Raw genomic sequence first — 25,020 nt, 5'->3', positions numbered from 1 at the left:
GATTCCCAGCAGAGCACTTCCCGGACGACATACATCGATTCGTTTGCCGAGACGGCAGCAGAGCGGTCCGGTCGTGACCTCCACGACTATGCAGCGCTGTGGCAATGGTCCGTGGACGAGCCCGCCCGGTTCTGGCGCGCATTATGGGACTTCTACGATCTCGATGACATCGCCGTCACGGCGGACGGGCAACCGCTCGCCGATGACGCCGACGTGTTGGTGAGTCGCGAGATGCCGGGCGCGCAATGGTTTCCGAGGGTTCGACTCAACTACGTGTCTGCGATCCTGCGGCACGCCGATCGGCCGGGCGCGGCGATCGTCGGCATCGACGAGGACGGCGGGCGGACCGAGGTCGCGTGGTCGGAACTGTCCGAACAGGTCGCCGGGTTCGCCCGGACCCTGACCGACCTCGGCGTCGGCGTCGGTGATGTGGTGGCCGCTTATCTACCCGACATTCCCGAGGCGGTGATCGCATTCCTCGGCACCGCCGCCGTCGGCGCGATCTGGTCGGGCTGCGGGCAGGACTACGCACCGGAGGGGGCCGCGGGCCGCCTCGCGCAGCTGCGCCCGAAGGTTCTCGTCACCGCTGTGGGTTACCACTACAACGGCAAGGCCGTCGACAAGACGGCCGACAGTGCCGCACTGGCCGATCTCCTGCCCGAGTTGGTCGCGCAGGTCGTCGTCGCACCGCCGGGTGGTGGTGGCCCACCCAGTGGTACTGCCGCACAGCCGGGTTCGGCGCAATGCCGCCGGATCGACTACGCAGAGGCGGTAGATCACCCGGGTGAACCATTCGAGCCGACATCGGTGCCGTTCGACCACCCACTATGGGTGCTGTTCAGTTCCGGCACGACCGGCAAGCCGAAGGGCATCGTCCACGGCCACGGCGGGGTGGTGGTCGAACATCTCAAAGCGGCGGGACTCCACGGGGATCTGGGGCCCGACGATGTCTTCTTCTGGCAGACCGCGCTCAGTTGGATGATGTGGAACTTTCAGGTCGCCGGATTGCTCTGCGGCAGCAGGATCGTCTGCTACAGCGGATCACCGCTGTACCCCGATGCGGACCGGCTCTGGCAGATCGTCGAATCCGAAGGGGTCACCTACTTCGGTACCAGTCCCGGGCAGCTGCAGGCCTCTCGCAAGGCGACGCTGCGTCCCGGCCGGGATCATGATCTCTCCGCCCTGCGAACCCTGGGCAGCACCGGATCCACTCTCGCCGCCGATCTGTTCACCTGGGTCGACGACAATGTGAAGCCGGGGTTGCCGATCTCGTCGATCAGTGGGGGGACCGACGTGGTCACCGCGTTCGCGGGTGGTTCGGTCGGTGTCCCGGTCGTCGCGGGTGAGCTCTCGGTTCGATATCTCGGAGTGGCGCTGGAGAGTTGGGCACCCGACCGCACATCGCTGATCGACGAGGTAGGGGAGATGGTCATCACCGCGCCCATGCCATCGATGCCCGTGTCCTTCTGGAACGACCCCGACGACGAGCGTTACCGCAGTGCGTATTTCACACATGAGTGGGCATCTCCGCCACCCCAGTCGGTCTGGCGGCACGGCGACTGGGTGACTGTGACCGATCGCGGATCGATGGTCATCCACGGCCGAAGTGATGCCACACTGAACCGGCATGGCATCCGGATGGGATCGGCCGACATCTACGAGGTGGTCGAGGGAATCGACGAGATCGCCGAGGCCTTCGTCCTCGGGGTCGACGGTCCGCGCGGCGCGTACTGGATGCCGTTGTTCATCACGCTCGTACCAGGCGCGAGCCTGGACGATCGGTTGCGATCGCGCATCGCGTCGGAGGTCCGCACCAGATTGTCGCCGCGCCACGTGCCGGACGAGGTGATCGAGGCGCCGGGAATCCCCCATACCCGGACAGGTAAGAAACTCGAGGTGCCGGTGACCGGAATCCTGGCGGGGCGAGCCGACGTCAACATCGACCCGAAATCCGTGGACGACTACGGCCTGATCGAGTGGTACGAGAACCAGGGGACTGCCCATCGCTGGTAGAAGGCGCAGGTCATCGGCACATCGCGCAGTGCGGCGAATCCCATGTCATACGGGCATCGAAAAACATGTACTAGCGTGGGGCCCGGCACATGCGCTCACCGCGGGGGCACAGACGACTGAGCAGGAGATGCGATGACCTACCAACCGGGATCCGGCCAGCAGGGTTACGGGCAGTACGGCGGCTACTCACAGTCCGGCCACCAGGAAGGTGCGGGCTACGGGCAGCCGGGGTACGACCAGCAGGGCCAAGGCCAGCAGGGACAGGCCCAGCAGGGTTACGGCCAGCAGCCGACCTATGGACAGCAATACCCGCAGAATTACGGCCAGCAGCAGTACCCGCAGAACTATGGCCAGCAGCAGTACCCACAGAATTACGGCCAGCAGCAGTACCCACAGAACTACGGCCAGCAGCAGTACCCACAGAACCCGCAGGGCTACGGCCAATACGGTTCCCCGGCGGCACCGAAACCGCAGGGCCAGGGACTGCCGGGCAACATCGGCCAGCTTCTCGCCATCGCAGTCGCGGCGGTTGCGGGCGTCGACGCCATCGTCAGCTTCTGGAACCTCGGCGCGTATCTGCCGTACATGGCATTCATCGCCCTGCTCGCGGTACTGACCTTGCATCCGAAGATCGACACGAAGATCTTCGTGCCCGTGATCGCCGCGGCTGCGGTCGGGACGGCGATCACGGACATCTTCGCGGTGATCCACACGGCATCGCGTGGGTCTGAGTTCATCGCCAATTCGGGCATCGACTACACCCAGCTGGTGCTGTCGCTGATCGTGGCCGCACTTGCCGTCTTCTGGCTGTCGGTCGTGTTGGACCTGGTCAAGGTGGCACCGGCACTCGGCGGGACCGCCGCGTCTGCCGACGCCGCTGCGCCGACCACTCAGGTCCCGGCCCAGGCCCAGTCGTCCGCCTATGGCGATGCCCAGACCAGTGCCTACGGTGCGGCGACCACGCAGCAGCCCACCTATGATCCGTCCGCGTACACCCATGTGCCGTCGTCGCAGACGTCCTCGCCGGGGTACAGCCCGACGGTCGGCGCGTCCGATGCCGGATCGTCGGCCGGCTACTCGCCGGAGCGGTCCGCCCAGGCAGGCGACAGCGGTTCGGACGCCACCACCAAGCTCAACAAGCCGGAGCAGTCGAGCGGCCACTGATAGTCCGGTAGTGCACCATGAGGGCGCCCCGTCGACGATGTCGGCGGGGCGCCGTCATGTGGTCGGTGACCTCGGGGTGCGACGCCTGCGACGCGTGTCGCTTTCTGGGGTTGTCGCGGCGCGTCTGCCGGATGTGACGGTTGGGTCGTGCCAGGCTCTTGGTGATGCCCTCGCCTACAGCTGACAACCTCGCGTCGCGTCTGCGTCAGATGCGGCAGCTGAGCCGTGCCCAACGGGCGATGCCCGACGGGTCTGCACGCGAGCTCGTCGTCGTCGCGTTCGCCGTCCCGGTCGTCACGATGCTGGTGTCGGCTGTGGTGGTCCTGACGGTGTTGCTGTCGGCCGGGAGCGGGCTCGACGGGCTGGCGACCGCGGTCGGTGCGATCTGGCTCGCCATCCACCAGGTCCCGCTGACGATGAGTGGCGTGACGATCGGAGTGCTCCCGCTGCTGCCGACGATCGCGGTGGCCGCCGGATCCGCGCGGATGGCGGCATCGGCGAGCGGCCCCGAGCGGCCCGCATCCGAGCTGGTGGCGGTCGTGTTCTCGGCGATGGGCGGTCCACTGCTGATGACCGCCCTGTCGCTCGCGGTCGTGATGGACGGATCGTCGGTCTTTCCGTTGCAGAGTCCCGCCGCGTTGACCGCGTTCGGCTACACCGCCGGCATCCATGCCGCAGCTGCCGCGCTCGGGATCGTCTGGCGGCGTCGGCGCGAGTGCTACGAGCGCTTCGGGATCACGCCCGCCGTGCGGCGCGGCGTGCGGCTGGGAGGGTTCACCGTGGCCGCGCTGCTCACCTGTGCGGCCGCACTCGTCGTGATCCGCTTGGTCATGCGGTGGGGGGTCGTCGGCGATCTGATCGGTGGAGGCAGTGATTTCGACGGCTACCTCGGACTCACCGCGCTGTCGGTGCTGTACCTGCCCAACGCGGTCATCGGGTCCGCGGCGGTGCTCGTTGGGTCAGACGTCCATGTCGGTGGCGCCACCGTCGATCTGCTCGACGTCCACGGCGGCCCGGTGCCGCCGCTACCGGTACTCGGCGTGCTGCCCGAGAGCGGCGCAGGCATGCTCGGGATCCTCGGTTTTGTGATCCCGGCATCGATCGCGCTGCTGGTGGCGTGGCGATGCCGCGACATCGATCCACTGGCGAATGTGCGGTCCGTGGCGGTGGCCGGTGCGGTCGCCGCATCGACGATGGTGGTTCTGTGCGCGATGGCCGGTGGCGTGCTCGGTGAGTTCGGTGATGCCGGTGTCACCCTGCCCACCGCAGGCGTTTTCACACTCGGCTGGATAGTCGTCGCCGGCATGGTGGTCGCGCTGGTCTACGGAACGCTTCCGTCGACTCGCGCGGCGCGCGAGGTGCTCGACGTCGAGGACGACTTCTTCGACGTGGACGATCCCGGTTACGAGGACGACTACCTCACCGCAGACGACGAGGGCGACTGGGAGTACGAGGACTGGGAGTACGAGGAGGAAGGTGCCGACGGCGCCTGGTCTGACGACCCGGACGACGAGCACCGGGATGACGGCGGCCGGGACGACGAGTGGGACGTCACCGGAGCAGCCGACGAGTTCGACGCGGCCGACGAACACGAGAGCGTGCCCACGTCGGACGAGGACGTCGAGTACTCGGGTGACCCGCGCTGACGGAGCAGGACCGCACCGCCCCGACGATCAGGGCATTCAGGCCGCCCACTAGGCTCCCAGATGTGAACGCAGTCCCCGCAGAGCCCTCCGTGCCTGCGGTTCGCGTACCCGTCGTGGTGATGGCATCGGGCACCGGTTCGCTGCTGGAATCATTGCTGGCGCGGGTGGATCAGGGCGCACCGTTCCGAATCGTGGCCCTCGTGGTGGACCGGAAATGCCGCGCTGCGGACATCGCCGTCGCCCACGACATCCCCCTGGTGGATCTCCGAGTTGCCGATCATCCCGACCGTGCCGCATGGGATGCCCGATTGACCGAGCGCGTCGCCGAACACGCTCCGGCGTGGGTGGTGACCGCGGGATTCATGAAAATCCTCGGGCCGACGTTCCTGTCCCGATTCGGCGGTCGCATCGTGAACTCCCATCCGGCGTTGCTGCCGTCTTTCCCTGGGGCACACGGGGTCGCCGACGCCCTCGCCCATGGCGTGAAAGTGACCGGTGCCACGGTGCATCTGGTGGATGCCGGGGTGGACACCGGGCCCATCCTCGCGCAGGAGCCCGTGCCGGTGCGAGCGGACGACACCGCGGAGACCCTGCATGAACGAATCAAATCGGTCGAGCGTGTGTTGCTCGCCGACGTGGTGACCGCACTCGTCACCAGAGGTGTAGTGATCGACGGACGAAAGGCCGACATCCCGTGAACGCACAGAGCCCCACCGGCAGCTCCCGACGCCCGATCCGCCGCGCGCTGGTCAGTGTCTACGACAAGACCGGACTCGCCGACCTCGCGTCGACACTGCACGGTGCAGGCGTCGAGATCGTGTCCACCGGTTCCACGGCGAAAACGATTGCCGACGCCGGGGTGCCGGTGGTCGAGGTGTCGACGCTGACCGGGTTCCCCGAATGTCTGGACGGACGGGTCAAGACCCTGCATCCGATGGTGCACGCCGGCATCCTCGCGGACAGCCGCAAGCAGAGTCACGTCGACCAGCTCGCCGATCTCGGTATCGCGGCATTCGACCTGGTCATCGTCAACCTGTATCCGTTCACCGAGACAGTCGCGTCGGGGGCGGGTCCCGACGAGTGCGTCGAGCAGATCGACATCGGCGGACCCTCGATGGTCCGAGGTGCTGCCAAGAATCACCCGACGGTCGCCGTCGTGGTGAACCCCGGCGATTATGGCGTGGTGCAGGACGCGGTGGCGGCAGGCGGTTTCAGTCTCGACGAGCGTAAGGCGCTGGCGGCCAAGGCATTCCGTCATACCGCCGATTACGACGTCGCAGTCGCATCGTGGATGTCCAGTGTGGTTGCCCCGTCGTCGGATTCCGAGATCTTCCCCGATTGGGTCGGCGCGACCTGGAACCGGTCGTCGTTGTTGCGCTACGGCGAGAACCCGCATCAGGCGGCAGCCCTCTACCTCAGCGAGGAAGGCGGTGGACTCGCGTCCGCGGAGCAGCTGCACGGCAAGGAGATGAGCTACAACAACTACACCGATGCCGATGCGGCGTGGCGAAGCGCGCATGACTTCGACGCCCCGGCGGTCGCGATCATCAAGCACGCCAATCCGTGTGGGATCGCCGTCGGTGACGACATCGCCGAAGCTCATCGCAAGGCACACGCGTGCGATCCCGTGAGCGCCTATGGCGGTGTGATCGCTGCCAATCGTGAGATCACCGTGGAGATGGCCGAACAGGTCGCCGAGATCTTCACTGAGGTCGTCATCGCGCCCGGTTTCGCCGACGGCGCGCTGTCGGTGCTGACCCGCAAGAAGAACATCCGGGTCCTGACCGCACCGGCGCCCCAGCGCGCGGGGGTGGAGACCAAGCCCATTTCGGGCGGCCTGCTCATGCAGCAACGCGACGTCCTCGACGCCGACGGTGACGACCCGATGAACTGGACCCTCGCCGCCGGTGCCCCGGCCGAGCCGGCGACGCTCGCCGATCTCGAATTCGCCTGGCGGGCCTGCCGGTCGGTGAAGTCGAATGCGATCCTGCTGGCCGATGGCGGCGCTTCGGTCGGCGTCGGCATGGGTCAAGTCAATCGGGTCGACTCCGCCCACCTCGCCATCAAGCGCGCCGGCGACCGGGCAACCGGAAGTGTGGCTGCCTCTGACGCCTTCTTCCCGTTCCCGGACGGACTGCAGGTCCTGATCGCCGGTGGGGTCCGCGCGGTGGTCCAGCCCGGCGGATCCATCCGCGACAACGAGGTGATCGAGGCGGCATCGGAGGCCGGTGTCACGTTGTACCTCACGGGCGCACGACATTTCGCACACTGATCCCGCGAATCCGTGAGCCCGGCCGAATTCGCGTTCCTGGTCCTCGCCGGATTCGGGGCCGGACTGATCGGTTACATCACCGGGCTGGCATCGGTGGTCAGCTACCCGGCCCTGCTCGCAGTGGGACTCAGCCCGATAGCGGCGAACGTCACGAACACGGTGTCATTGGTGGCCGTCGGCATCGGGAGCACATCCCAATCCGGCCGGGCCCTCCTCGACGGTGACCGACGTCGTCTGATCGGTGGCGCCGTCGCATCGCTCGTCGGCGGCACGATCGGCGCGGTGATCCTCTTGCTCACCCCGCCGGGAGCTTTCGAGGCCGTCGTGCCGTTTCTGGTGGCTCTCGCGGCGGTCGCGCTGTTGTGTCAGCCTGTTCTCCGGCGTTGGGCGACCAGCCACCAGGACCGACCATGGGTGTGGTTGGCAGCGCTGGTGATCATCTCCGTGTACGGAGGCTATTTCGGTGCCGGGGCCGGCATCATGGTGCTCGCCCTGATGCTGGTGTTGACCAGCGAGCCATTGTGGCGTGCGGCGCTGTCGAAGTCGTTGTTCCTGGGTATCGCGAACACCGTCGCGGCCGTCGGATTCATGATCTTCGGGCCGGTCGACTGGTGGGCGGCACTGGCGATGGCCATCGGCTGCCTGATCGGCGGCTGGTGCGGTCCGCCGGTGGTGAAGCGATTGCCGGCCGGGCCGTTGCGGATCGCGGTCGCCATCGGCGGCTTGGCCCTCGCCGTCTGGCTGGCCGTCCGCTGATCCTGCTGTTCAAGCTCTGTTCACGCGGGCCGACCCGGTTTGCGCGGATCGGGCCGGTTCACGCGAACTGTCGACGGCCCGCGTGACCAGTGCCGCCCCGCGTGACCAACACCGCCCCGCGTGACCAACACCAACCCGCGGTTGCGGTTACCTCAGGATCTGGCACAGCCGCCGCGGGTGAGTTTCCTCTCGCACCGGTGAAGATGGTGGGCCGGGCGGCCGGCACGATCACCTTCTGGAACAGCCTTGGCCCGCGTTTTTCTCATCGTGGGGGTAACCCTGTCCGCCGGGTCGCCCGCCGGTTAGAAAGTACGGGTGACCTCTTCCGCATCGCATGCTCAGCGCCTCGGGCACGAGGCGTCGGCGTGTGCCGAGCGCTGTGACGGGGGAGCAGGCACGGTCGGGCACATCCCGACCCGACAGATGACGGCCCACTCGATGAACTGGTCGGACGGATCGCACCACGGCTCACCGCCCGCGGCACCCGGACCCCGCCATGTTCGCATCGATCCACGAAGGAACCGTCATGACCATCTCCTCTCACCCCGTCTCCGCTCCTGAGTTCACCGCCGGTGGCGGCATCGTCTCTTCCGGTGTCGAACTCGACGTCGATGAGTTCGGCCCGAACTTCGGTGCCGAGATCCGTGGCATCGACGTCGCTGCGGCGTCGGATGATGAGGTGCGTGCCGTCCGACAGGCACTGATCGACTACAAGGTGATCGTCCTGCGCGACCAGCTGATCGACGATGCCGAGCACATCGAGTTCGGCCGTCGGCTGGGAGACCTCACGTTCGGGCATCCGGTGTGGAACAGCGGCGACGTTCCCGGTGAGGTCTACTCGCTCGACAGCGCCGACGACGGGTTCGCCGATGTCTGGCACACCGACGTCACGTTCATGCCGCGTCCGCCGATGGGTTCGATTCTTCGGCCGGTTGTGTTGCCGCGCAACGGCGGCGACACGAATTGGGCCGACACGGAGCTGGCGTACGAGTCGCTGTCGGAGCCGGTGCGCCGACTGGCCGATTCACTGACCGCGGTGCACGACGGTAACCGTGCGTTCGGCTATTACCTCAAGCAGCGTCGTGGCGGTCGCGGAAACACCTGGGACGGAGAAGAAGTCACCGAACTCGTGCCCGTCAGTCATCCCGTGGTACGGGTCCATCCGGAGACCGGTCGCAAGTCGTTGTTCGTCAATCCGGGCTTCACGTCGCATATCGACGGGGTCTCCGACGCGGAGAGTCGCGGCATACTGGACCTTCTCTACGCGCATATCACGAAGCCCGAGCACATCGTTCGGCATCGGTGGCGTCTGGGCGACGTCGTCCTCTGGGACAACCGCAACACCGTGCACTACGCGAACCGCGACTATGGCGACACCCGTCGCGTGATGCATCGGATCACGTTGCGGGGCGACGAGCCCTTCGGTCCCGCCTGACCCTTCGAGACGCTTCGCTCCCTCGGGGGGATGGAGACGCTCGGGATTCTGCTGATCGAGTAGCGGCCGAGGCCGTATCGAGTCACGGGCGCGTGGCCTCGATACGGGCTCCGCTGGCGCTCCGCCCTACTCGGCCGGCGGGTGGGGGTTCGGCTGGCGCTCCGCCCTACTCGGCCGGCGGGTGGGGTTCGGCTGGGGCTGCGCCCTGCTTGGTCGGCGGGTGGGGGTTCGGCTGGCGCTGCGCCTTACTCGGCTGGCGGGTGGGGGGGTCGGCCGGCGGTGGACGGCCGGCGCCGGTTTCTTATTCAACCAAAGGGTTGACAAGGGTGGCGGCCCGGCGCACACTCGTATTCAACCAAATGGTTGAGGAGGAGTCAGGTGGCCGACGAGCTGTCAAAGATGTTCGCCGCTCTCGCGGATCCGACCCGGCGCGACATGGTCGCGCGGCTGGCGATATCCGACGCGACGGTCAGTCAGCTCGCCGACCCGTACGACGTCAGCATCCAGGCGGTCTCCAAGCACCTGAAGGTGCTCGAGGAGGCCGGACTGGTGACCCGTACCCGGGAGGCGCAGACCCGCCCGGTCCATCTGGAGGCGGAGGTGTTCGACCTCATGACCAGATGGATCGAGCGTTATCGCAGGCAGGCCGAAGAGCGCTATCAGCGACTCGATGCCTTGCTCGCGGACATGAACGACGGCCCTGCGGCACAACGTCGCGAGGACGACAGACCACGACGGAGAGGAAAGGCATCATGAGCGCAGTGCAGACCCGTTATCCGGAGGCCGCGATCGAAGCGGACAAGGAGGTTCCGATCATCCGGATCACCCGCGATTTCCGCGGTACGCCAGCCCAGTTGATGAAGGCGCACACCGATCCCGAGCTGTTCATCCGCTGGGTCGGGCCGAACTCGATCAGCAGCCGGATCATCGACTGGGACGTCCGGGATGGGGGCAGCTGGCGATATGTATCCGAGCGCGACGGCGAGCAGTTCGGCTTCCGTGGATGTTTCCACTCGGTCTCCGACGACAAGGTCGTGCAGACGTTCACCTTCGAGGGGATGCCGGACCAGGTGGCCCTCGAGACGCTGTGGTTCGAAGATCTCGGCGACGGCACCACACGCCTGCATGCCCAGTCTCTGTGCGACAGCTTCGAGGCGCGCGACGGGTGGCTCGCATCGGGTATGGAGGTCGGCGTCAACGAGGGATACGACGCACTCGAGAACCTGCTCACGTCGGGCGAGGTGTGAGTCCGATGGCCGACTCCATCGTCGGGCTCTCGCCTGCCGAGCGCCATCGCGTCGTCGCCGACGACTTCGCCGCGCAGATCGCCGCCGTGTCGGACTGGGATGCGGCGAGCCCGGTCGACGGATGGGTCGCACGTGACGTCGTCGCGCACCTCGTCGAGTGGTTTCCCGGATTCCTCGCCGGTGGAGGAGTGGAGTTGCCCGCCGGCCCGCCCGTCGCCGACGATCCGTCCGCCGCGTGGAAGGCACATGCCGCGGCCGTTCAGGCGCTGCTCGACGGTCCGTCCGCCGACGACACCTTCACCCATCCGATGGCAGGTGAGCATCGGTTGGCCGACGCGATCGACCAGTTCTACACCGCCGACGTCTACATGCACACGTGGGATCTCGCGACCTCGGCGGGCCACGCGCCTGCGCTGGACCCCGCGTTCGCCGAGTACCTGCGCTCGGGGATGGTCGGGATCGAGGAGATGTTGCGGTCATCCGGGCAGTACGGGCCGGCGGTCCCGGTCGCCGACGACGCCGATCCGGTGGCGCGGCTCGTCGGATTCATCGGCCGCGATCCGCAGTGGTCCCCACCTTCGCCGAGCTGACCGCGTCCACCGCGGAGTACCGTGGACCAGGTGCCAGAGGAGAACTTCACCACACATACCTCCCAGACCACCGAAACCCGTCACCCGTCGCCCCGAACTCTCGGTGAGCTGCGTGCGAGTGGCCACATCCAGCGCAGTGTGCGCGACGAGATCCGCAACAACCTGCTGAGCGCGTTGCGCGAGGGTCGCGATCCCTGGCCCGGCATCGTCGGGTTCGAGGCGACCGTGATCCCACAACTCGAGCGGGCGCTGATCGCCGGACACGATGTGGTGATGCTGGGCGAACGCGGTCAGGGCAAGACCCGCATCCTGCGAACACTGGTCGGCCTGCTCGACGAATGGACCCCGGTGATCACCGGTTCCGAACTCGGCGAGCACCCCTTTGAGCCGATCACCCCGGGATCCATCCGCAAGGCGGCCAATCTGCTCGACGATCTGCCGATCGAATGGCGTCATCGCAGCCAGCGTTATGCCGAGAAGCTCGCCACCCCCGACACATCGGTCGCCGACCTGGTCGGCGACATCGATCCGATGAAGGTGGCCGAAGGACGCAGCCTTGGTGATCCGGAGACCATCCACTTCGGTCTGATCCCACGGTCCCACCGCGGCATCGTCGCCATCAACGAGCTCCCCGACCTGGCCGAGCGTATCCAGGTGTCGATGCTGAATGTCATGGAGGAGCGTGACATCCAGGTCCGTGGCTACACGCTGCGCCTGCCGCTCGACGTCCTTGTGATGGCCAGTGCGAACCCGGAGGACTACACCAACCGCGGCCGCATCATCACGCCGCTCAAGGACCGCTTCGGCGCCGAGATCCGGACGCACTATCCGCTGGAACTCGACGACGAGATCGCCGTGATCGAGCAGGAGGCCGACCTCACTGCGACCGTGCCGACCTTCATCACCGAGATCCTCGCGCGGTTCACCCGCTACGCCCGTGACCATCCGTCGATCGATCAACGCTCCGGTGTCTCCGCACGCTTCTCGATCGCGGGGGCGGAGACGGTGGCCGCTGCTGCACTCCACCGGGCGACGGTCACGGGGGAGGACGTGGCGGTGGCGCGGGTCGTCGATCTCGAATCGGTGATCGAGGTGCTGCGGGGCAAGATCGAGTTCGAATCCGGTGAGGAGGGGCGCGAACTCGAGATCCTCGAACATCTGATGCGTAAATCGGTTGCCGACACCGTGCGCGCGCACCTCGGCGGGATCGACATGGCCCCGCTGGTGGACGCATTGGAAAACGGTGAACCCGTCGTGACCGGTGATCGCGTCACCGCGACCGATCTGCTCGGATCGATCCCCGACCCGGAGACCACCTCCGCGGTCCTCGACGACATCGCCACCCGCCTCGACGCCGAGGCGGACGGCGAACGCGCCAGCGCGATCGAGCTGGCGCTGGAGGGCCTCTTCCTCGCCAGGCGTATCGGCAAAGAAGCCGACGAGACCGGGCAGACGATCTACGGCTGAGTTCGACCGCTGGAGAAACGGGAGCCGAACACCATGGTGCACAAGAGTTTCCACCGATCGCGGTATCAGCGTTATGTCGGTGGCCCGGATCCGCTGGCTCCGCCGGTCGACCTCCGGGAAGCGTTGCGGGACATCGGCGACGACGTCATGGCCGGCACCTCGCCGCAGCGTGCCCTGCGAGAGTTCCTCCGTCGCGGTACGCCGGACATGCGAGGGCTGGACAAGCTCCGCGAGCAAGCCGAACGCCGTCGTCAGGAGTTGCTGAAGCAGCGGAATCTCGACGGTACCTTCGCCGAGATCCGCGAGCTTCTCGACCGTGCGGTCCTCGAGGAGCGCAAGCAACTCGCGCGCGACCTCGACGACGACGCGCGGTTCAAGGAGATGCAGATCGGCAGTCTTCCCCCGTCGACCGCGCAGGCCGTTGAGGAACTGTCGGAATACGATTGGCGCAGCCCGCAGGCGCGGGAGGACTACGAGAAGATCAAGGATCTGCTCGGGCGCGAACTCCTCGACCAGCGTTTCGCGGGGATGAAGGAAGCCCTGGAAGGCGCGAATGAGCAGGACCGGCAACGTATCTCGGAGATGCTCTCCGATCTCAACGAGTTGCTCGATGCGCACAACCGCGGTGAGGACACCACCGAGCAGTTCGACGAGTTCATGGGCAAGCACGGGGACTTCTTTCCGGAGAATCCCCGTAACACATCCGAACTCATCGATTCGCTGGCGCAGCGTGCTGCCGCGGCTCAGCAGTTCTACAACTCGCTGACACCCGAACAACGCGCGGAACTGGATCAGCTGGCCCAGCAGGCTTTCGGATCGCCGGAGCTGATGAGCCAGCTGTCGCAGATGGATTCGGCACTGCGTGAGGCGAGGCCGGGTCTCGACTGGGACAACGCGCAGTCATTCTCGGGCGAGCAGCAGATGGGCCTGGGGCAGGGGGCCGCCGCCTTGCGTGACATTTCCGAGCTGGAGGCTCTCAGCGAGCAGCTGTCCCAGCAATACGCCGGTGCTCAGATGGACGACCTCGACCTCGATGCCCTGGCCCGCCAGCTCGGCGACGAGGCCGCGGTCGACGCGCAACGCCTCGCCGAACTGGAGAAGGCCTTGTCCGAGGAGGGATTCTTCGATCGCACCTCGGACGGACAATTGCGGCTGAGTCCGAAGGCCATGCGGCAGCTCGGAGAGTCGATCTTCCGCGACATCGCCGAGCAACTGTCGGGACGCGGAGACCGGCAGACCCGCCGAACCGGTGCCCTCGGGGAGCCGACGGGGGCCTCGCGCGAATGGGAGTTCGGCGACACCGACCCCTGGGACGTGACCCGTACGGTGTCGAACGCGGTGTTGCGCACCGTTTCAGAGAGTGACGAGCCGTCGCTGATGTCGGCGGAGATGGCCCGGGGCGGCGTGCGTATCGACGTCCGCGACGTGGAGGTCGCCGAGACCGAGGCCCGCACGCAGGCCGCCGTCGTGCTGCTGGTGGACACCTCGTTCTCGATGGAGATGGAGGGCCGGTGGACGCCCATGAAGCGCACCGCCATCGCGCTCAATCACCTGATCTCCACGCGCTTCCGCAGCGACGAACTGCATCTCATCGCATTCGGCAGGTATGCCAGGTCCATCGACATCGCCGAGCTGACCGGGCTGCAGCCGCGGATGGAGCAGGGGACCAACCTGCATCACGCCCTGCTGCTCGCCCAGCGTCACCTCCGCCGGTTCCCGAATGCGCAACCGGTGGTCCTCGTCGTCACCGACGGCGAACCGACGGCGCATCTCGATCCCAGCGGCGAACCGTTCTTCTTCTATCCGCCACACCCGCAGACGATTGCGGTCACCGTCCGCGAACTCGACCATGTGTCGCGGCTCGGGGCGCAGGTGACGTTCTTCCGGCTCGGCGAGGATCCCGGGTTGGCGCATTTCATGGATCAGATCGCCCGCCGGATCGGTGGCCGTGTGGTCGCGCCGGACGTCGACGGACTCGGAGCCGCTGTCGTCGGGGACTACCTGCGATCGCGGCGCGGCCATCGACGATGAATCGAGCTTCTCAGGGTGGCGGATCAGGGTTTCCTGGGTGCCTGGCCAGTAGGGTGATCCCGGTCTGGCAAACGGCGAAAATCAGGGTGGTCGCGCCCGTGGACGCCCACTAGGCTCGAACCCTGTGACAACCCCCGAGGATCTACCGGCCCCCGACGACCGCCGAGCTCGTCTGCGGGCCGCCGACACCGATCGTGAACTCGTGCACCAGATCCTGTCCGCCGCGATGGCCAGTGGCAGCCTCTCGCCTGCCGAGTACGAGGAACGCGCGGGGAAGGCCGTCTCGGCAAAGACGTTCGGTGAGCTCGACGAGCTCACCGACGATCTCCCGGTTGGGCAACTCGGGGTGCCGATGCCGTTCGTCGGTGAACCCTCCGTCAGTCGGGTCGTCCCGGGCTCGGGGCGCTCACCGGTGGCACATCGATTCGCGCTGATGTCGGCCGCGGAGATCAAGGGCACCGTCGTGGTGGCGGACTCCATCACGGCCACCGCGATCATGGGCTCCGTGGAGATCGACCTCAGGGAGGCCGAATTCACCGCTGCGGTCCTCACCATCCGCTGTACCGCGATCATGGGGGCCGTCGACATCACCGTGCCACCCGATGTCGCCGTCGAGGTCAACGGCTGGCCGATCATGGGCGGATTCGGTGGCCGTGCGTCGGGACCGGGCATGCCGGGTGCGCCGACGGTCCGTGTCGTCGGGTTCGCGTTGATGGGCGGCGTCGAGGTCAAGCGCAAGGACCGCAAACAGCGGACACCGTCCTAGCTCACGCGAGCAGAAAGGCGATCACCCCGATCACCGGAATGGACGCCAGCGTGGTGATCAACGCGGTGTCGCGGGCCATGATCTGCCCTCGTCGATACCGTGTCGCGTAGACGAGGACATTCTGGGCTGTCGGCAGAGCGGCGATCACCACCTGGGCGAACAACTGATGACCCGTTTCACCGAATCCCCACCGGGCCACGACGTAGACAAGCGCGGGCATCGCCACCACCTTGAGGACCGAGGCCAGCGCGATCGCCCGGCGGGGGCTCTGGCCCTTCTTGAAGACGGCGACGCCGGTCAACGACAGTCCGAACGCGAGCAGGGCGCCGGGCACCGACGCGTTGCCCAACATCTTCATCGGCTCCATGATCGCGGCGGGCGGCATCCAGCCGACCGCGGAGATCACCAGTCCGGCCACACCGCCGACGACGATCGGGTTGGTCAGGGGCGCGACCACGGCATCTCGGACAGTGGACGTACGTGGTGCCGTCCCGGTCGCCGGATCGGTGACCGTGAGGTCGAGGGTGATCAAGGCCATCGGCGAGTACACCAGGATCTGGAACAGCAGGAGAGGCGCGATGAACGACGCGTCGTCGAGGACGAAGATGGCGATCGGAAGGCCGAGGTTCACGCTGTTCACGTACGACGACGCGAGGCCGCCGATCGCGAGCTCGGGGATCTCGGCTCGAAGCCACAACCGTGCGACCACCACGTAGATCACGCCGATGGCGAGTGCGCTGCCACCGGCGATGACCAGCGTCGTCGAGAAGATGACGGACAGGTCCGACGTGATCAGCGAGTGGAACAGCAGGGCGGGTGTGCACACGAAGAAGACGAGCCGGGACAACACCTCGTGGGCGCTGTCGCCGAGCACACGGGTACGCCCCAACAGGTAGCCGATCCCCACCATGATGAAGATGACGGTGAAGCCCGAGACCACGCCTGACACCGGGCCGAGTGTATTCACCAGGCGGGACACGACGTTCGCAGGTGCCCCATCGGTGGTGGGTCGCCGCTGACCCGGATCTGATGACCCATCCGTTCGCATACGCTGGGCATCGTGGAAAGGACCATTCGATGACGAATCCGACCGACGGCCCCCAGAATCCACAGGACGATCACGAGGCCGGTGACCAGACCGAGCCGGTGACCGATCGGTCACCCGCAACCGACCGGGCCACACCGCCGGAGTCCCAGGCACCCCATCCCGAGGGCTGGCAATCGTACGGCGCCGGCCCGCAACACGGCGCCGGATCCCAGTCCGGCGCGGGATCCCAGTACGGGCCGGAGTCCGGATACGGAACGGGGTCCGGGCAAGGTGACACGACCGGATACGGGACGACCCCGCAGTACGGTTCGGCACAGCAGTACGGTTCGGCACAGCAATACGGCTCGGCACAGCAATACGGGGCATCGCCCCAGTACGGCTCGGGACCGCAGCATGGAACGACTCCGCAGTACGGCTCGGGACCGCAGTACGGGGCATCGCCCCAGTACGGCTCGGCACCCCAGTACGGCACGCCGCAGTACGGGGCACCACCGCAGTACGGGGCACCCTACGGCGCGGGCTACCCGGGGATCCGTCAGACCAACGGCAAGGCGATCGCGGCTCTGATCTGTGGTATCGGATCCTTCCTCGTCTGTCCTGGTGTGTTCGGTGTGGTTGCGGTGATCCTGGGCAACTCGGCCCGCGATGAGATCGAGGCCTCGGCGGGAACGCAGGACGGCGAGGGCATGGCCAAGGCCGGAGTCATCCTCGGCTGGATCTCCATCGCCTTGGTGGTGATCTTCCTGCTGATCGCGCTGATCGTGCTGATCATCGGAGCGTTCGCCACGTCGTCCTAGACCCGGCGGGAACGACGTTTTGGTGCTTGGGCCGCGGGCCGGTAGTCTGGGGAGGTTGTGTGCCGCGCCTGACCGGCTCGAAAGCTGTGACAGTCCGGGCGCACGGATCGACGGGACCTACCGGCAGTCATGCCGGACGGTCCCCACAGACTCGCACGTAGGAGAGGGCTCAACCATGGCTGTACCCAAGCGCCGGATGTCGCGGGCGAACACCCGCAGCCGTCGTTCGCAGTGGAAAGCGGACAACCCGGCATTGCAAGAGGTGAAGGTGAACGGAGTCGCACAGCGCATTCCGCGTCGTCTCGTGAAGGCGGCCAAGGCCGGCATCATCGACCTGGATCGCCGCTGAGCGCATCTCGCTGACTTCGACATCACGTCGAAGCCGCGAATACTTTCACAACGACCGCCCCGGCCCGCCGGGGCGGTCGTTGTTGTGCTCACCTGCTGCTGACACCATGATCGGGTGCTGCAAGACATCCTCAACGACATCGGGATCGTCGTGTTCGCCGCATCCGGTGCCCTGCTGGGTGTGCGCAAGGATTTCGATCTCTGGGGCATTCTGACCGTCGGAGCACTGACCGGCGTCGGTGGCGGCATCCTCCGCGACGTCCTGCTCGGGATCACACCACCGACCTCGATCCAGAACTGGCCGCCGATCGTCGTCGCCACCTCGGCAAGTCTCGTGGTCTTCTTCTTCCACCCGGCCTTCTCCGAGCTACGCCGCAGCGTCCTGCTGCTGGATGCGATCGGGATGGGCCTGTTCGCCACCAGCGGTGCATCCATCGCGATCGACCAGCACGCGAGCGCATTCGCCGCCACCCTCATCGGGCTGTTGACAGCGGTGGGCGGCGGCATCCTGCGCGATGTCCTCGCCAACGAGATCCCGTTGTTGCTGCAACCCGCCGATCTCTACGCGGTACCGGCCCTCCTCGGAGCCGGGGTCGTCGGCGTCGGCGCCACCTGTTCGTCGGCACCCACCTGGATATGGCTGGTGGTCGGCACCGTGGTCGCCACCGGCCTGCGGATCACGGGACTGGTGTTCGGCTTGCAGCTGCCGACCGCGCCGAGCGGTCTGTGGCGTCGACACTGACCGTCTCGAGTAATTGAGCCGCGCTGATCAGACCGATCGACGTGTGACGGTTCCGTCGCCGGCTGCCGGCCGTGCCGCCCCTACTCGAGGACGTTCAACGGTGGCTGGTCCTACTGGGCGATGTACTTGTTGACGGCCCGGTTGAGGAAGTTCGGGATGAACTTCGCGGCGTTGCCGAGGAACAGCGTCTGCGCCCCCACCGAGTAGCTGGTGCGGTGCAGGAGTTTGTCCTGCCGGGTCGGATGCACTGACTCCCAGACCTTCTCGGCGACCTGCTCGGGGGTGATCCGCACGCCGAGAGTCTTTGTCGACTTGGCGTCGTTGTCGGCGAGTGCGGTCTTCGCCCACAGCGGCCAGATGCCGACGACCCGGATGTCGTCGCGCTCCCATTCCAGTTCCAGGGCCTCGGTCAGGCCGCCGACGAAGAACTTGGTGGCGCTGTAGGTGGCGATACCGGGCTGGCCGTAGATCGCCGAGGCCGAGGCGATGTTGACCAGGTGCGCACCCGGTGTCGCCTTCAAGTACGGAAACGCCGCTTGAGCTCCCAGGGCCACGCCGAGGGCATCGATGTCGATCTGACGTCGCACGGCGTCGGGTGAGATCTCGTGCAGGGGCCCCTCGACGAGGATGCCCGCGTTGTTGTCGAGCACGTCGAGACGGCCGTCGGTGTGGGAGGTGAAGTCGGCGAGCGCCTCGGCCCACTGCTCGTGGTCGCGCACGTCGAGCTTTCCGACGATCCAGTCGGGGTGATTCGCCTGCACCTTCGACAGCGCATCGTCCGAGACGTCGTAGACACCGACCGTCCAGCCCTCCCGGTCGAAGCGCTCGGCGGTGGCCAATCCGATACCCGCCGCACCGCCGGAAATGAAGATCGATGACATGTGTGTTCTCCTGCCTTTGCCCAGTTGAGAAGGGATATCGACGCTAAGTTACCGGTCAGTATAGGCCGGAGCCTGTTTACTCCCTCACACCCCGATGCTATCTTGACAACACGCATTGTCATAACAGTGCTCATTGTCAAGAAAGAACAGTTGTTCACCGACGACCTGGAGGTCGAATCCGATGACTGCAGCGATGGAACGGACGCAGAGCGACGGCGGCACGCCGGATCAAGCTCGCCCGGACAACGTCGTGAGCATGCGTGACCAGGGGGCCAACGAGGTCTCCGAGCGCCTCCTGGCGTCGGCTGCGCGTCTCTCCCGGAACGCGATGACCGAGATCGACTGGTCGGAACCGATGGATCCGACGAAGTACGGCTGCAGTCCGGAGTGGTCGTCGCTGTACGGGACGGCCTACTGGGACGAGCTGACCGAGGAACAGCGCATCTCGGTGACCCGTCACGAGTTCGCGTCGATCATGAACATCGGCATCTGGTTCGAGATGATCTTGCAGGAGATGGTCATCCGCGATCAGTATCTCGGCGCCTATCACGACCCGGAGTTCCAGTTCGCACTCACCGAGGTCGCCGACGAGTGCCGGCATTCGATCATGTTCGCCAAGGCGTCGCAGAAGATGGTCGGCACGTCCTACCGCCCCACCAAGACCGTGGGACGTCTCGGCAAACTGTTCAAGCGCACCGCAAAGAACGAGATCGCCTACGCCGGGATTCTCGTCGCGGAGGAGGTGCTCGACGTCTTCCAGCGCGGCTGCATGCGTGATGATCGCGTGCTCGACTTCATTCGGACCATCAACGAGATCCACGTGCTCGAGGAGTCGCGCCACATGAAGTTCGCGCGTGAAGAGGTGCGCGAGTCGATGGAGGGTGTTGGCTTTGCGCGCCGCCAGTTCAGTGCGCTCTACGTCTCCCTGGCGGCGTACATGATCGTGACGAGCCTCGTGCAGAAGAAGGCGTTCGCCGATGCCGGGCTCGACGCGGAGCGTGCAGTCGCGGAGATGAACTCGAACTCACATTTCCAGTCGATGATCCGCAGCAGTTGCGCGCACCTGATGGAGTTCCTCGACGAGGTCGGACTGCTGACCCGTCCGGCGATGCACTACTACCGGAAAGCGAACATGCTCTGATGTTCGTCATCACCCAGTCCTGCTGCAGCGACGCAGCGTGCGTGTCTGTATGTCCGGTGAACTGTATCCACCCGACTCCCGAGGAACGCGGTTTCGGCAGTTCCGACATCCTGCACATCGATCCGGAGGCGTGCATCGACTGCGGCGCCTGTGCAGATGCCTGCCCGGTGGATGCGATCTACCCCGCCGACAAGCTCGGTACCCGCGACAAGGTGTTCATCGAAATCAACGCGGATTTCTACAAGAAGAACACCGACATCACCTCGGGGTGGAACCAGGTCGAATACCCGGAGATCCCGAAACTGCCTGCGGGACTGCGAGTTGCGCTGGTCGGGACCGGGCCGTCAGGGGGCTATGCGCTCCGGACGATCCTGGACCGGACCGAGGCCGACGTGACGGTCATCGACAAGTTGCCGACGCCGGGCGGGCTGGTTCGTGCCGGTGTGGCGCCTGATCATCCCGGCACCAAGGGAGTGCTGCGCGGGTTCGATCTGCTCTACCGCGATCCGCGCGTCACCATGGCGACCAATGTCGAGGTCGGTACCGAACCCGGGCAGGTGACCCCGGCCGAACTGGCGCAACATTTCGACGCCGTGTTCTATGCCGTCGGCGCGAGTGAGTCGCGTCGACTGGGCATCCCCGGCGAGGATCTGCCGGGTTCGACGTCGGCGACCGATCTCGTGGCCTGGTACAACGCGGTTCCCGGCAAGGAGGCGCCGCCGCTTCCCGTCGACGGCACCGGTCGCGCCGTGGTGGTCGGCACGGGCAATGTCGCGCTCGACGTCGCGCGCATCCTGGTCTCGCCGCCGGAACTCCTCGCCACCACCGACATCGCCGATCGTGCATTGCGGATCCTCGAGCAGCAGAACATCCACGAAGTCGTGGTGCTGGGGCGTCGTGATCAGGCGAGCGCTGCGTATACATCGGCGGAATATCGTGCGTTGTCGACCATTCCGGGAGTCGAGATCGTCGTCCACGACGATCCGTCGGCGGATGCCCCGGATCTGCGGGGGCCCGCCGACCGGAGCAAGCGTCGCATCGTCTTCCTCTTCCACACCTCGCCCGACGAGATCGTCGGGGATCAACGTGTGGAGGGCGTGACGGTGCAGACCGGCGGCACCCGACACACCGTTGCCGCCGATCTCATGGTGCGATCCATCGGCTACCGGTCGACTCCGATCGCCGGACTGCCCTTTGACCACGAGCGTGGCGTGTTCCCGAACACCGACGGCCGGATGCTCGACGACGACGGCACCGTGATCCCGGGCGCCTATGTCCTCGGATGGGCAAAGCGGGGTCCGAGCGGTGGCATCGGCACCAACAAGGTGTGCGCCGAGTCGACGGTCGAGGACTTCATCCGGGATGCCGCAGGCGGTCGACTCGAGCGAACGACCACGGAGTCCAAGGCGTTCGCCGCGCTGGTGCGCAAACGGGCGCGACATGTGATCGGATATCGCGGGATGCGGGCCATCGACGCGAGTGAGCGGCGTCGTGGCCTCCCGCAGGGCCGGCCCAGGGTCAAATACACCGACGTCGCCGAGATGGTCGGCGCCGCGGGCTGGCGTAAGCGCTAGCGCTGGATTGTGGATCTCGATACGCACGCTCGCTTCGCTCGTGGGCTACTCGATCGGCGGAGAGGCGCGGCTGGCGGGCTGGTCGGTCGGCGGAGAGGCGCCGCTGGTCGATCGGCGAACCGCCGCTGATCGAGTAGCCCGAACGGAGTGAGGGCGTATCGAGATCAAGGTCACCCCAGATCACTCACCTCCGGATGTCCGGTGAGGTCCTGACAATCGCCTTGTAACACCGAGGCAAGCAATGAGTCACGCGCGGTCGCGATAGTGGCATACATGTCCAGCACACCGCGGTTCCTGCAAGGCGTCTTCGCGTTCACCGGCACCGGACTCACCAAGCCGGGCCCGGTCGATCCGTCGCTGACCTTCGTGGTGCCGTCCGGGCTGACGGCACAGCCGCTCTACTTCCGGGGCGGTAACAGTTCCGACGAGCTGATCTATGTCACCCTGACACGCGACGGCAAGCCCATGCGGATCTTCCCGATGGGGGCGAAGGCATCGGTGAACGTGCCGTTACGGGTCGTCGAGGACGTCGACCCGGACTCGACGCTCGAATTGGTGCTGGCAGCGCCTGAAGGTGCGGCCGGCGAAGTCGTCATCGATTTCGGGATGGTCGTCTTCTGATGCCGAAACGCAAGCTCGTTGTCGTCGGCAACGGTATGGCCGGCGCGCGGACGGTCGAGGAGATCCTGGCCCGCGGGGGTGCGGATCTGTTCGACGTGACGATGATCGGCGACGAACCCTACGGCAACTACAACCGGATCATGTTGAGCCACGTCCTCTCCGGTGAGACGGCACTCGACGACGACGATCTGATGCTGAACCCGATGGCGTGGTACCGGGAGAACGACGTCACGCTCTACAGCGGCGACAGCGCCGACGCCATCGATCGTTTCGCCAAGACGGTGACCTGTGCCAGCGGCCGGTTGATCGCGTTCGACGTGCTGATCGTCGCGACCGGTTCGAACACCTTCTTTCCCAACATGGACGGACTGCGGGAACCGGACGGGCGACTCGCGCGCGGCGTGTTCGGTTTCCGGACCATCGAGGACACCAACGGAATGCTGCAGATGGCGACCGCCCGCGACGATGTGCGCGCGGTGGTCATCGGTGGTGGCCTGCTCGGGCTGGAGGCCGCGTACGGCCTGAAGACCCAGGGCGTGGAGGTCGACGTGGTCCATTCACCGGGTCACCTGATGAACCAGCAGCTCGACGAACGCGGCGGGAGGGTGCTGCGCAACAAGATCGAAGAACTCGGCGTCGGCGTGCACACGGGAAAGCGGACCACCGCGGTCCTGCGCAACGACGACGGGACGGTAGCAGGCGTGGGCTTCGCCGACGACCAATCGCTGCCGGGGGACATGATCGTGGTGACGGCCGGTATCCGTCCCAATGTCGATCTCGCCCGGCGGGCGGGGCTCGTCGTCGAAAGGGGTATCGTCGTCGACGACCAGATGCGTTGTGAGGACGAGGGTTTCATCTTCGCAGTCGGGGAGTGTGCCCAGCATCGCAGCGAGGTGTACGGACTGGTTGCGCCGCTCTGGGAACAGGCGGTGGTGCTCGCCGACGTCATCACGGGTGCGAATCCGGATGCGGAATACCATGGTTCGCGATTGACCACCAAGCTGAAGGTGGCCGGGGTCGATGTGGCGGCGATGGGCGTCAAGGGACCCGAACGTGACGATGACGAGTTCGTCCAGTTCTACGAACCACGCAGTGGTACCTACAAGAGTGTCGTGGTGCGCGACAACAAACTGATCGGCGCGATGCTGCTCGGCGACATCTCCAAGGCGAACTTCCTCACGCAGGCGTTCGACGAGAAGGTGCCGCTGCCGGATGAGCGCATCTCGATGCTGTTCGACATGGGTACACCCAGCACGGCGACGGGCGCTGCCGAACTCGCCGACGACGTTCAGGTCTGCAATTGCAACGGTGTCACCAAAGGCGACATCGTCGGGTGTGTGCGGGGCGGTTGCACCAGCGTGAGCGAGGTGTGCGCGACCACACGGGCCGGGAAGGGCTGCGGCTCCTGCAAACCCCTGGTCGCCGACATCGTCGAGTTCGCGGCGGGGGACGCGCTGACCGCCGACGTGTCGGCCGACTGGTATGTGCCCGCGATCCCGCTGACCAAGCCCGAACTCATCGACGCGATCCGTCGACAGGATCTCCGGTCGGTGTCCGACGTCTTCGTTGCGCTGGCACCGGGAGGTGAGGACGCCTCCGCCAAGATGCCGCTGGCCTCGCTGCTGCGCGTGGTCTGGGGTGCCGACTGGAAACGGGAGCCGGGTGCGCTCTTCGTCAACGACCGCGTGCATGCCAACATCCAGCGCGACGGCACCTTCTCGGTGGTGCCGCAGATGAAGGGCGGCGTGACGTCGCCGCAGCAGTTGCGTCGGATCGCCGATGTCGCGGAGAAGTACGACATCCCGATGATCAAGGCCACCGGCGGACAGCGGATCGATCTCCTCGGGGTGAAGAAGGAGGATCTGCCGAAGGTCTGGCAGGACCTGGACATGCCGTCGGGTTATGCCTACGGCAAGTCGTTCCGGACAGTCAAAACCTGTGTGGGAACCGACTATTGCCGCTTCGGTCTCGGCGACTCGACGCAGCTGGGAATCGACATCGAGACGCGATATCAGGGACTGGAGTCGCCGGCCAAGCTGAAGCTGGCGGTCACCGGCTGTCCCCGTAACTGTGCCGAGGCGTTGTGCAAGGACTTCGGGGTGGTCGCGGTGGGCGACGGTCGCTGGGAGATCTACGTCGGAGGCGCGGCCGGGGCGCACATCCGCAAGGGCGACCTGCTGGCCACGGCGGAATCGCCAGACGAAGTGATCCGCCTGTGCGGCATCTTCATCCAGTACTACCGCGAGCAGGGGAAGTGGCTGGAGCGGACCTACGCGTGGGTGCCGCGGGTGGGTATCGAGGAGCTCCGCGCGATCATCGTCGACGACCGTGACGGCCTCGTGGCCGGTCTCCAGGAGCGGATCGACGAAGCGGTGGCCGGTTACGTCGACCCGTGGCTCGATCGCGAGGAACCGAAGTCGCCCGCCCAGTTCACGCCCTCGTTGCCGTTGCTCCCCTTACCGAGGGTGCCGGTCCGGTGAC

General features: G+C 66.3%; 22 protein-coding genes. 20 read left to right on the top strand and 2 right to left on the bottom strand.

Going from position 1 to position 25,020, the window contains the following annotated elements:
* Window positions 1–33: 33 nt before the first annotated feature.
* The 13 genes from IDF66_RS17055 to IDF66_RS16995 all read left to right on the top strand — a co-directional run bounded on the left by IDF66_RS17055 (window position 34) and on the right by IDF66_RS16995 (window position 15,387).
* The gene (locus IDF66_RS17055) at window positions 34–2,013 is read left to right on the top strand and encodes an acetoacetate--CoA ligase (protein ID WP_388000159.1); all 1,980 of its coding nucleotides are present in this window, start codon (window positions 34–36) and stop codon (window positions 2,011–2,013) included.
* Window positions 2,014–2,145: 132 nt separating this feature from the next.
* Window positions 2,146–3,177 carry a DUF5336 domain-containing protein gene (locus IDF66_RS17050; protein WP_164306421.1) on the top strand — a complete coding sequence of 344 codons (1,032 nt, stop codon included), beginning with the start codon at window positions 2,146–2,148 and terminating at the stop codon, window positions 3,175–3,177.
* Between the two features lie 164 nt (window positions 3,178–3,341).
* Entirely contained in the window at window positions 3,342–4,823 is a 1,482-nt protein-coding gene (locus tag IDF66_RS17045; protein ID WP_190267851.1) for a cell division protein PerM, read from the top strand.
* A gap of 119 nt (window positions 4,824–4,942) precedes the next feature.
* Window positions 4,943–5,521 carry a phosphoribosylglycinamide formyltransferase gene (purN, locus tag IDF66_RS17040; protein WP_203589364.1) on the top strand — a complete coding sequence of 193 codons (579 nt, stop codon included), beginning with the start codon at window positions 4,943–4,945 and terminating at the stop codon, window positions 5,519–5,521.
* The gene (gene purH / locus IDF66_RS17035) at window positions 5,518–7,095 is read left to right on the top strand and encodes a bifunctional phosphoribosylaminoimidazolecarboxamide formyltransferase/IMP cyclohydrolase (RefSeq protein ID WP_190267850.1); all 1,578 of its coding nucleotides are present in this window, start codon (window positions 5,518–5,520) and stop codon (window positions 7,093–7,095) included. The genes purN and purH overlap by 4 nt, the downstream gene beginning before the upstream one ends.
* 12 nt (window positions 7,096–7,107) lie before the next feature.
* Complete coding sequence (locus IDF66_RS17030) at window positions 7,108–7,851, top strand: sulfite exporter TauE/SafE family protein (RefSeq protein ID WP_190267849.1); 744 nt, start codon at window positions 7,108–7,110, stop codon at window positions 7,849–7,851.
* A 526-nt stretch (window positions 7,852–8,377) separates the two neighbouring features.
* A complete protein-coding gene (locus IDF66_RS17025) occupies window positions 8,378–9,286 on the top strand; it encodes a TauD/TfdA dioxygenase family protein (protein WP_190267848.1) in 909 nt (302 codons plus the stop codon).
* 378 nt (window positions 9,287–9,664) lie between these two features.
* Window positions 9,665–10,042 carry an ArsR/SmtB family transcription factor gene (locus IDF66_RS17020; protein WP_190267847.1) on the top strand — a complete coding sequence of 126 codons (378 nt, stop codon included), beginning with the start codon at window positions 9,665–9,667 and terminating at the stop codon, window positions 10,040–10,042.
* Window positions 10,039–10,533, top strand: a complete 495-nt coding sequence (locus IDF66_RS17015; RefSeq protein ID WP_190267846.1) for an SRPBCC family protein — start codon at window positions 10,039–10,041, stop codon at window positions 10,531–10,533. The genes IDF66_RS17020 and IDF66_RS17015 overlap by 4 nt, the downstream gene beginning before the upstream one ends.
* A gap of 5 nt (window positions 10,534–10,538) precedes the next feature.
* A complete protein-coding gene (locus tag IDF66_RS17010; RefSeq protein WP_190267845.1) occupies window positions 10,539–11,123 on the top strand; it encodes a DinB family protein in 585 nt (194 codons plus the stop codon).
* A 21-nt stretch (window positions 11,124–11,144) separates the two neighbouring features.
* Window positions 11,145–12,590: a sigma 54-interacting transcriptional regulator gene (locus IDF66_RS17005; protein WP_190267844.1), complete on the top strand. Its 1,446-nt coding sequence runs from the start codon at window positions 11,145–11,147 to the stop codon at window positions 12,588–12,590.
* 33 nt (window positions 12,591–12,623) lie between these two features.
* Complete coding sequence (locus tag IDF66_RS17000) at window positions 12,624–14,621, top strand: vWA domain-containing protein (protein WP_190267843.1); 1,998 nt, start codon at window positions 12,624–12,626, stop codon at window positions 14,619–14,621.
* 124 nt (window positions 14,622–14,745) lie between these two features.
* Window positions 14,746–15,387, top strand: coding sequence for a DUF1707 SHOCT-like domain-containing protein (locus tag IDF66_RS16995; RefSeq protein WP_190267842.1), 642 nt, complete (start codon window positions 14,746–14,748; stop codon window positions 15,385–15,387).
* A gap of 1 nt (window position 15,388) precedes the next feature.
* On the opposite strand, the gene IDF66_RS16990 is transcribed toward IDF66_RS16995, so the two are convergent.
* Window positions 15,389–16,336 (bottom strand): AEC family transporter, encoded by a 948-nt coding sequence (locus IDF66_RS16990; protein WP_190267841.1) that lies wholly within the window; start codon window positions 16,334–16,336, stop codon window positions 15,389–15,391.
* Window positions 16,337–16,464: 128 nt separating this feature from the next.
* On the opposite strand from IDF66_RS16990, the gene IDF66_RS16985 reads away from it, so the two are divergent.
* The 3 genes from IDF66_RS16985 (at window position 16,465) to IDF66_RS16975 (ending at window position 18,322) form a co-directional block, all read left to right on the top strand.
* Window positions 16,465–17,232, top strand: coding sequence for a DUF4190 domain-containing protein (locus IDF66_RS16985; protein ID WP_190267840.1), 768 nt, complete (start codon window positions 16,465–16,467; stop codon window positions 17,230–17,232).
* Window positions 17,233–17,407: 175 nt separating this feature from the next.
* Window positions 17,408–17,581: a 50S ribosomal protein L32 gene (rpmF, locus tag IDF66_RS16980; RefSeq protein ID WP_124707982.1), complete on the top strand. Its 174-nt coding sequence runs from the start codon at window positions 17,408–17,410 to the stop codon at window positions 17,579–17,581.
* A 114-nt stretch (window positions 17,582–17,695) separates the two neighbouring features.
* Window positions 17,696–18,322 (top strand): trimeric intracellular cation channel family protein, encoded by a 627-nt coding sequence (locus tag IDF66_RS16975; RefSeq protein ID WP_190267839.1) that lies wholly within the window; start codon window positions 17,696–17,698, stop codon window positions 18,320–18,322.
* A gap of 110 nt (window positions 18,323–18,432) precedes the next feature.
* Here the strand turns inward: IDF66_RS16975 and IDF66_RS16970 are convergent, their stop codons facing one another.
* The gene (locus IDF66_RS16970; protein ID WP_164306406.1) at window positions 18,433–19,203 is read right to left on the bottom strand and encodes an SDR family oxidoreductase; all 771 of its coding nucleotides are present in this window, start codon (window positions 19,201–19,203) and stop codon (window positions 18,433–18,435) included.
* Window positions 19,204–19,384: 181 nt separating this feature from the next.
* On the opposite strand from IDF66_RS16970, the gene IDF66_RS16965 reads away from it, so the two are divergent.
* The 4 genes from IDF66_RS16965 (at window position 19,385) to nirB (ending at window position 25,019) form a co-directional block, all read left to right on the top strand.
* Window positions 19,385–20,344, top strand: a complete 960-nt coding sequence (locus IDF66_RS16965; protein WP_190267838.1) for an AurF N-oxygenase family protein — start codon at window positions 19,385–19,387, stop codon at window positions 20,342–20,344.
* Window positions 20,344–21,918: an FAD-dependent oxidoreductase gene (locus tag IDF66_RS16960; RefSeq protein WP_190267837.1), complete on the top strand. Its 1,575-nt coding sequence runs from the start codon at window positions 20,344–20,346 to the stop codon at window positions 21,916–21,918. The genes IDF66_RS16965 and IDF66_RS16960 overlap by 1 nt, the downstream gene beginning before the upstream one ends.
* Window positions 21,919–22,191: 273 nt before the next feature.
* A complete protein-coding gene (locus tag IDF66_RS16955) occupies window positions 22,192–22,539 on the top strand; it encodes a molybdopterin oxidoreductase (RefSeq protein ID WP_164306403.1) in 348 nt (115 codons plus the stop codon).
* Window positions 22,539–25,019, top strand: a complete 2,481-nt coding sequence (nirB, locus tag IDF66_RS16950; protein ID WP_190267836.1) for a nitrite reductase large subunit NirB — start codon at window positions 22,539–22,541, stop codon at window positions 25,017–25,019. Before IDF66_RS16955 ends, nirB begins: the two co-directional genes overlap by 1 nt.
* Window position 25,020 lies beyond the last annotated feature (1 nt).

The organism is Gordonia hankookensis (assembly GCF_014673215.1).
Taxonomy (GTDB): domain Bacteria; phylum Actinomycetota; class Actinomycetes; order Mycobacteriales; family Mycobacteriaceae; genus Gordonia; species Gordonia hankookensis.
This window is presented reverse-complemented; position numbering and strand designations above follow the sequence as displayed.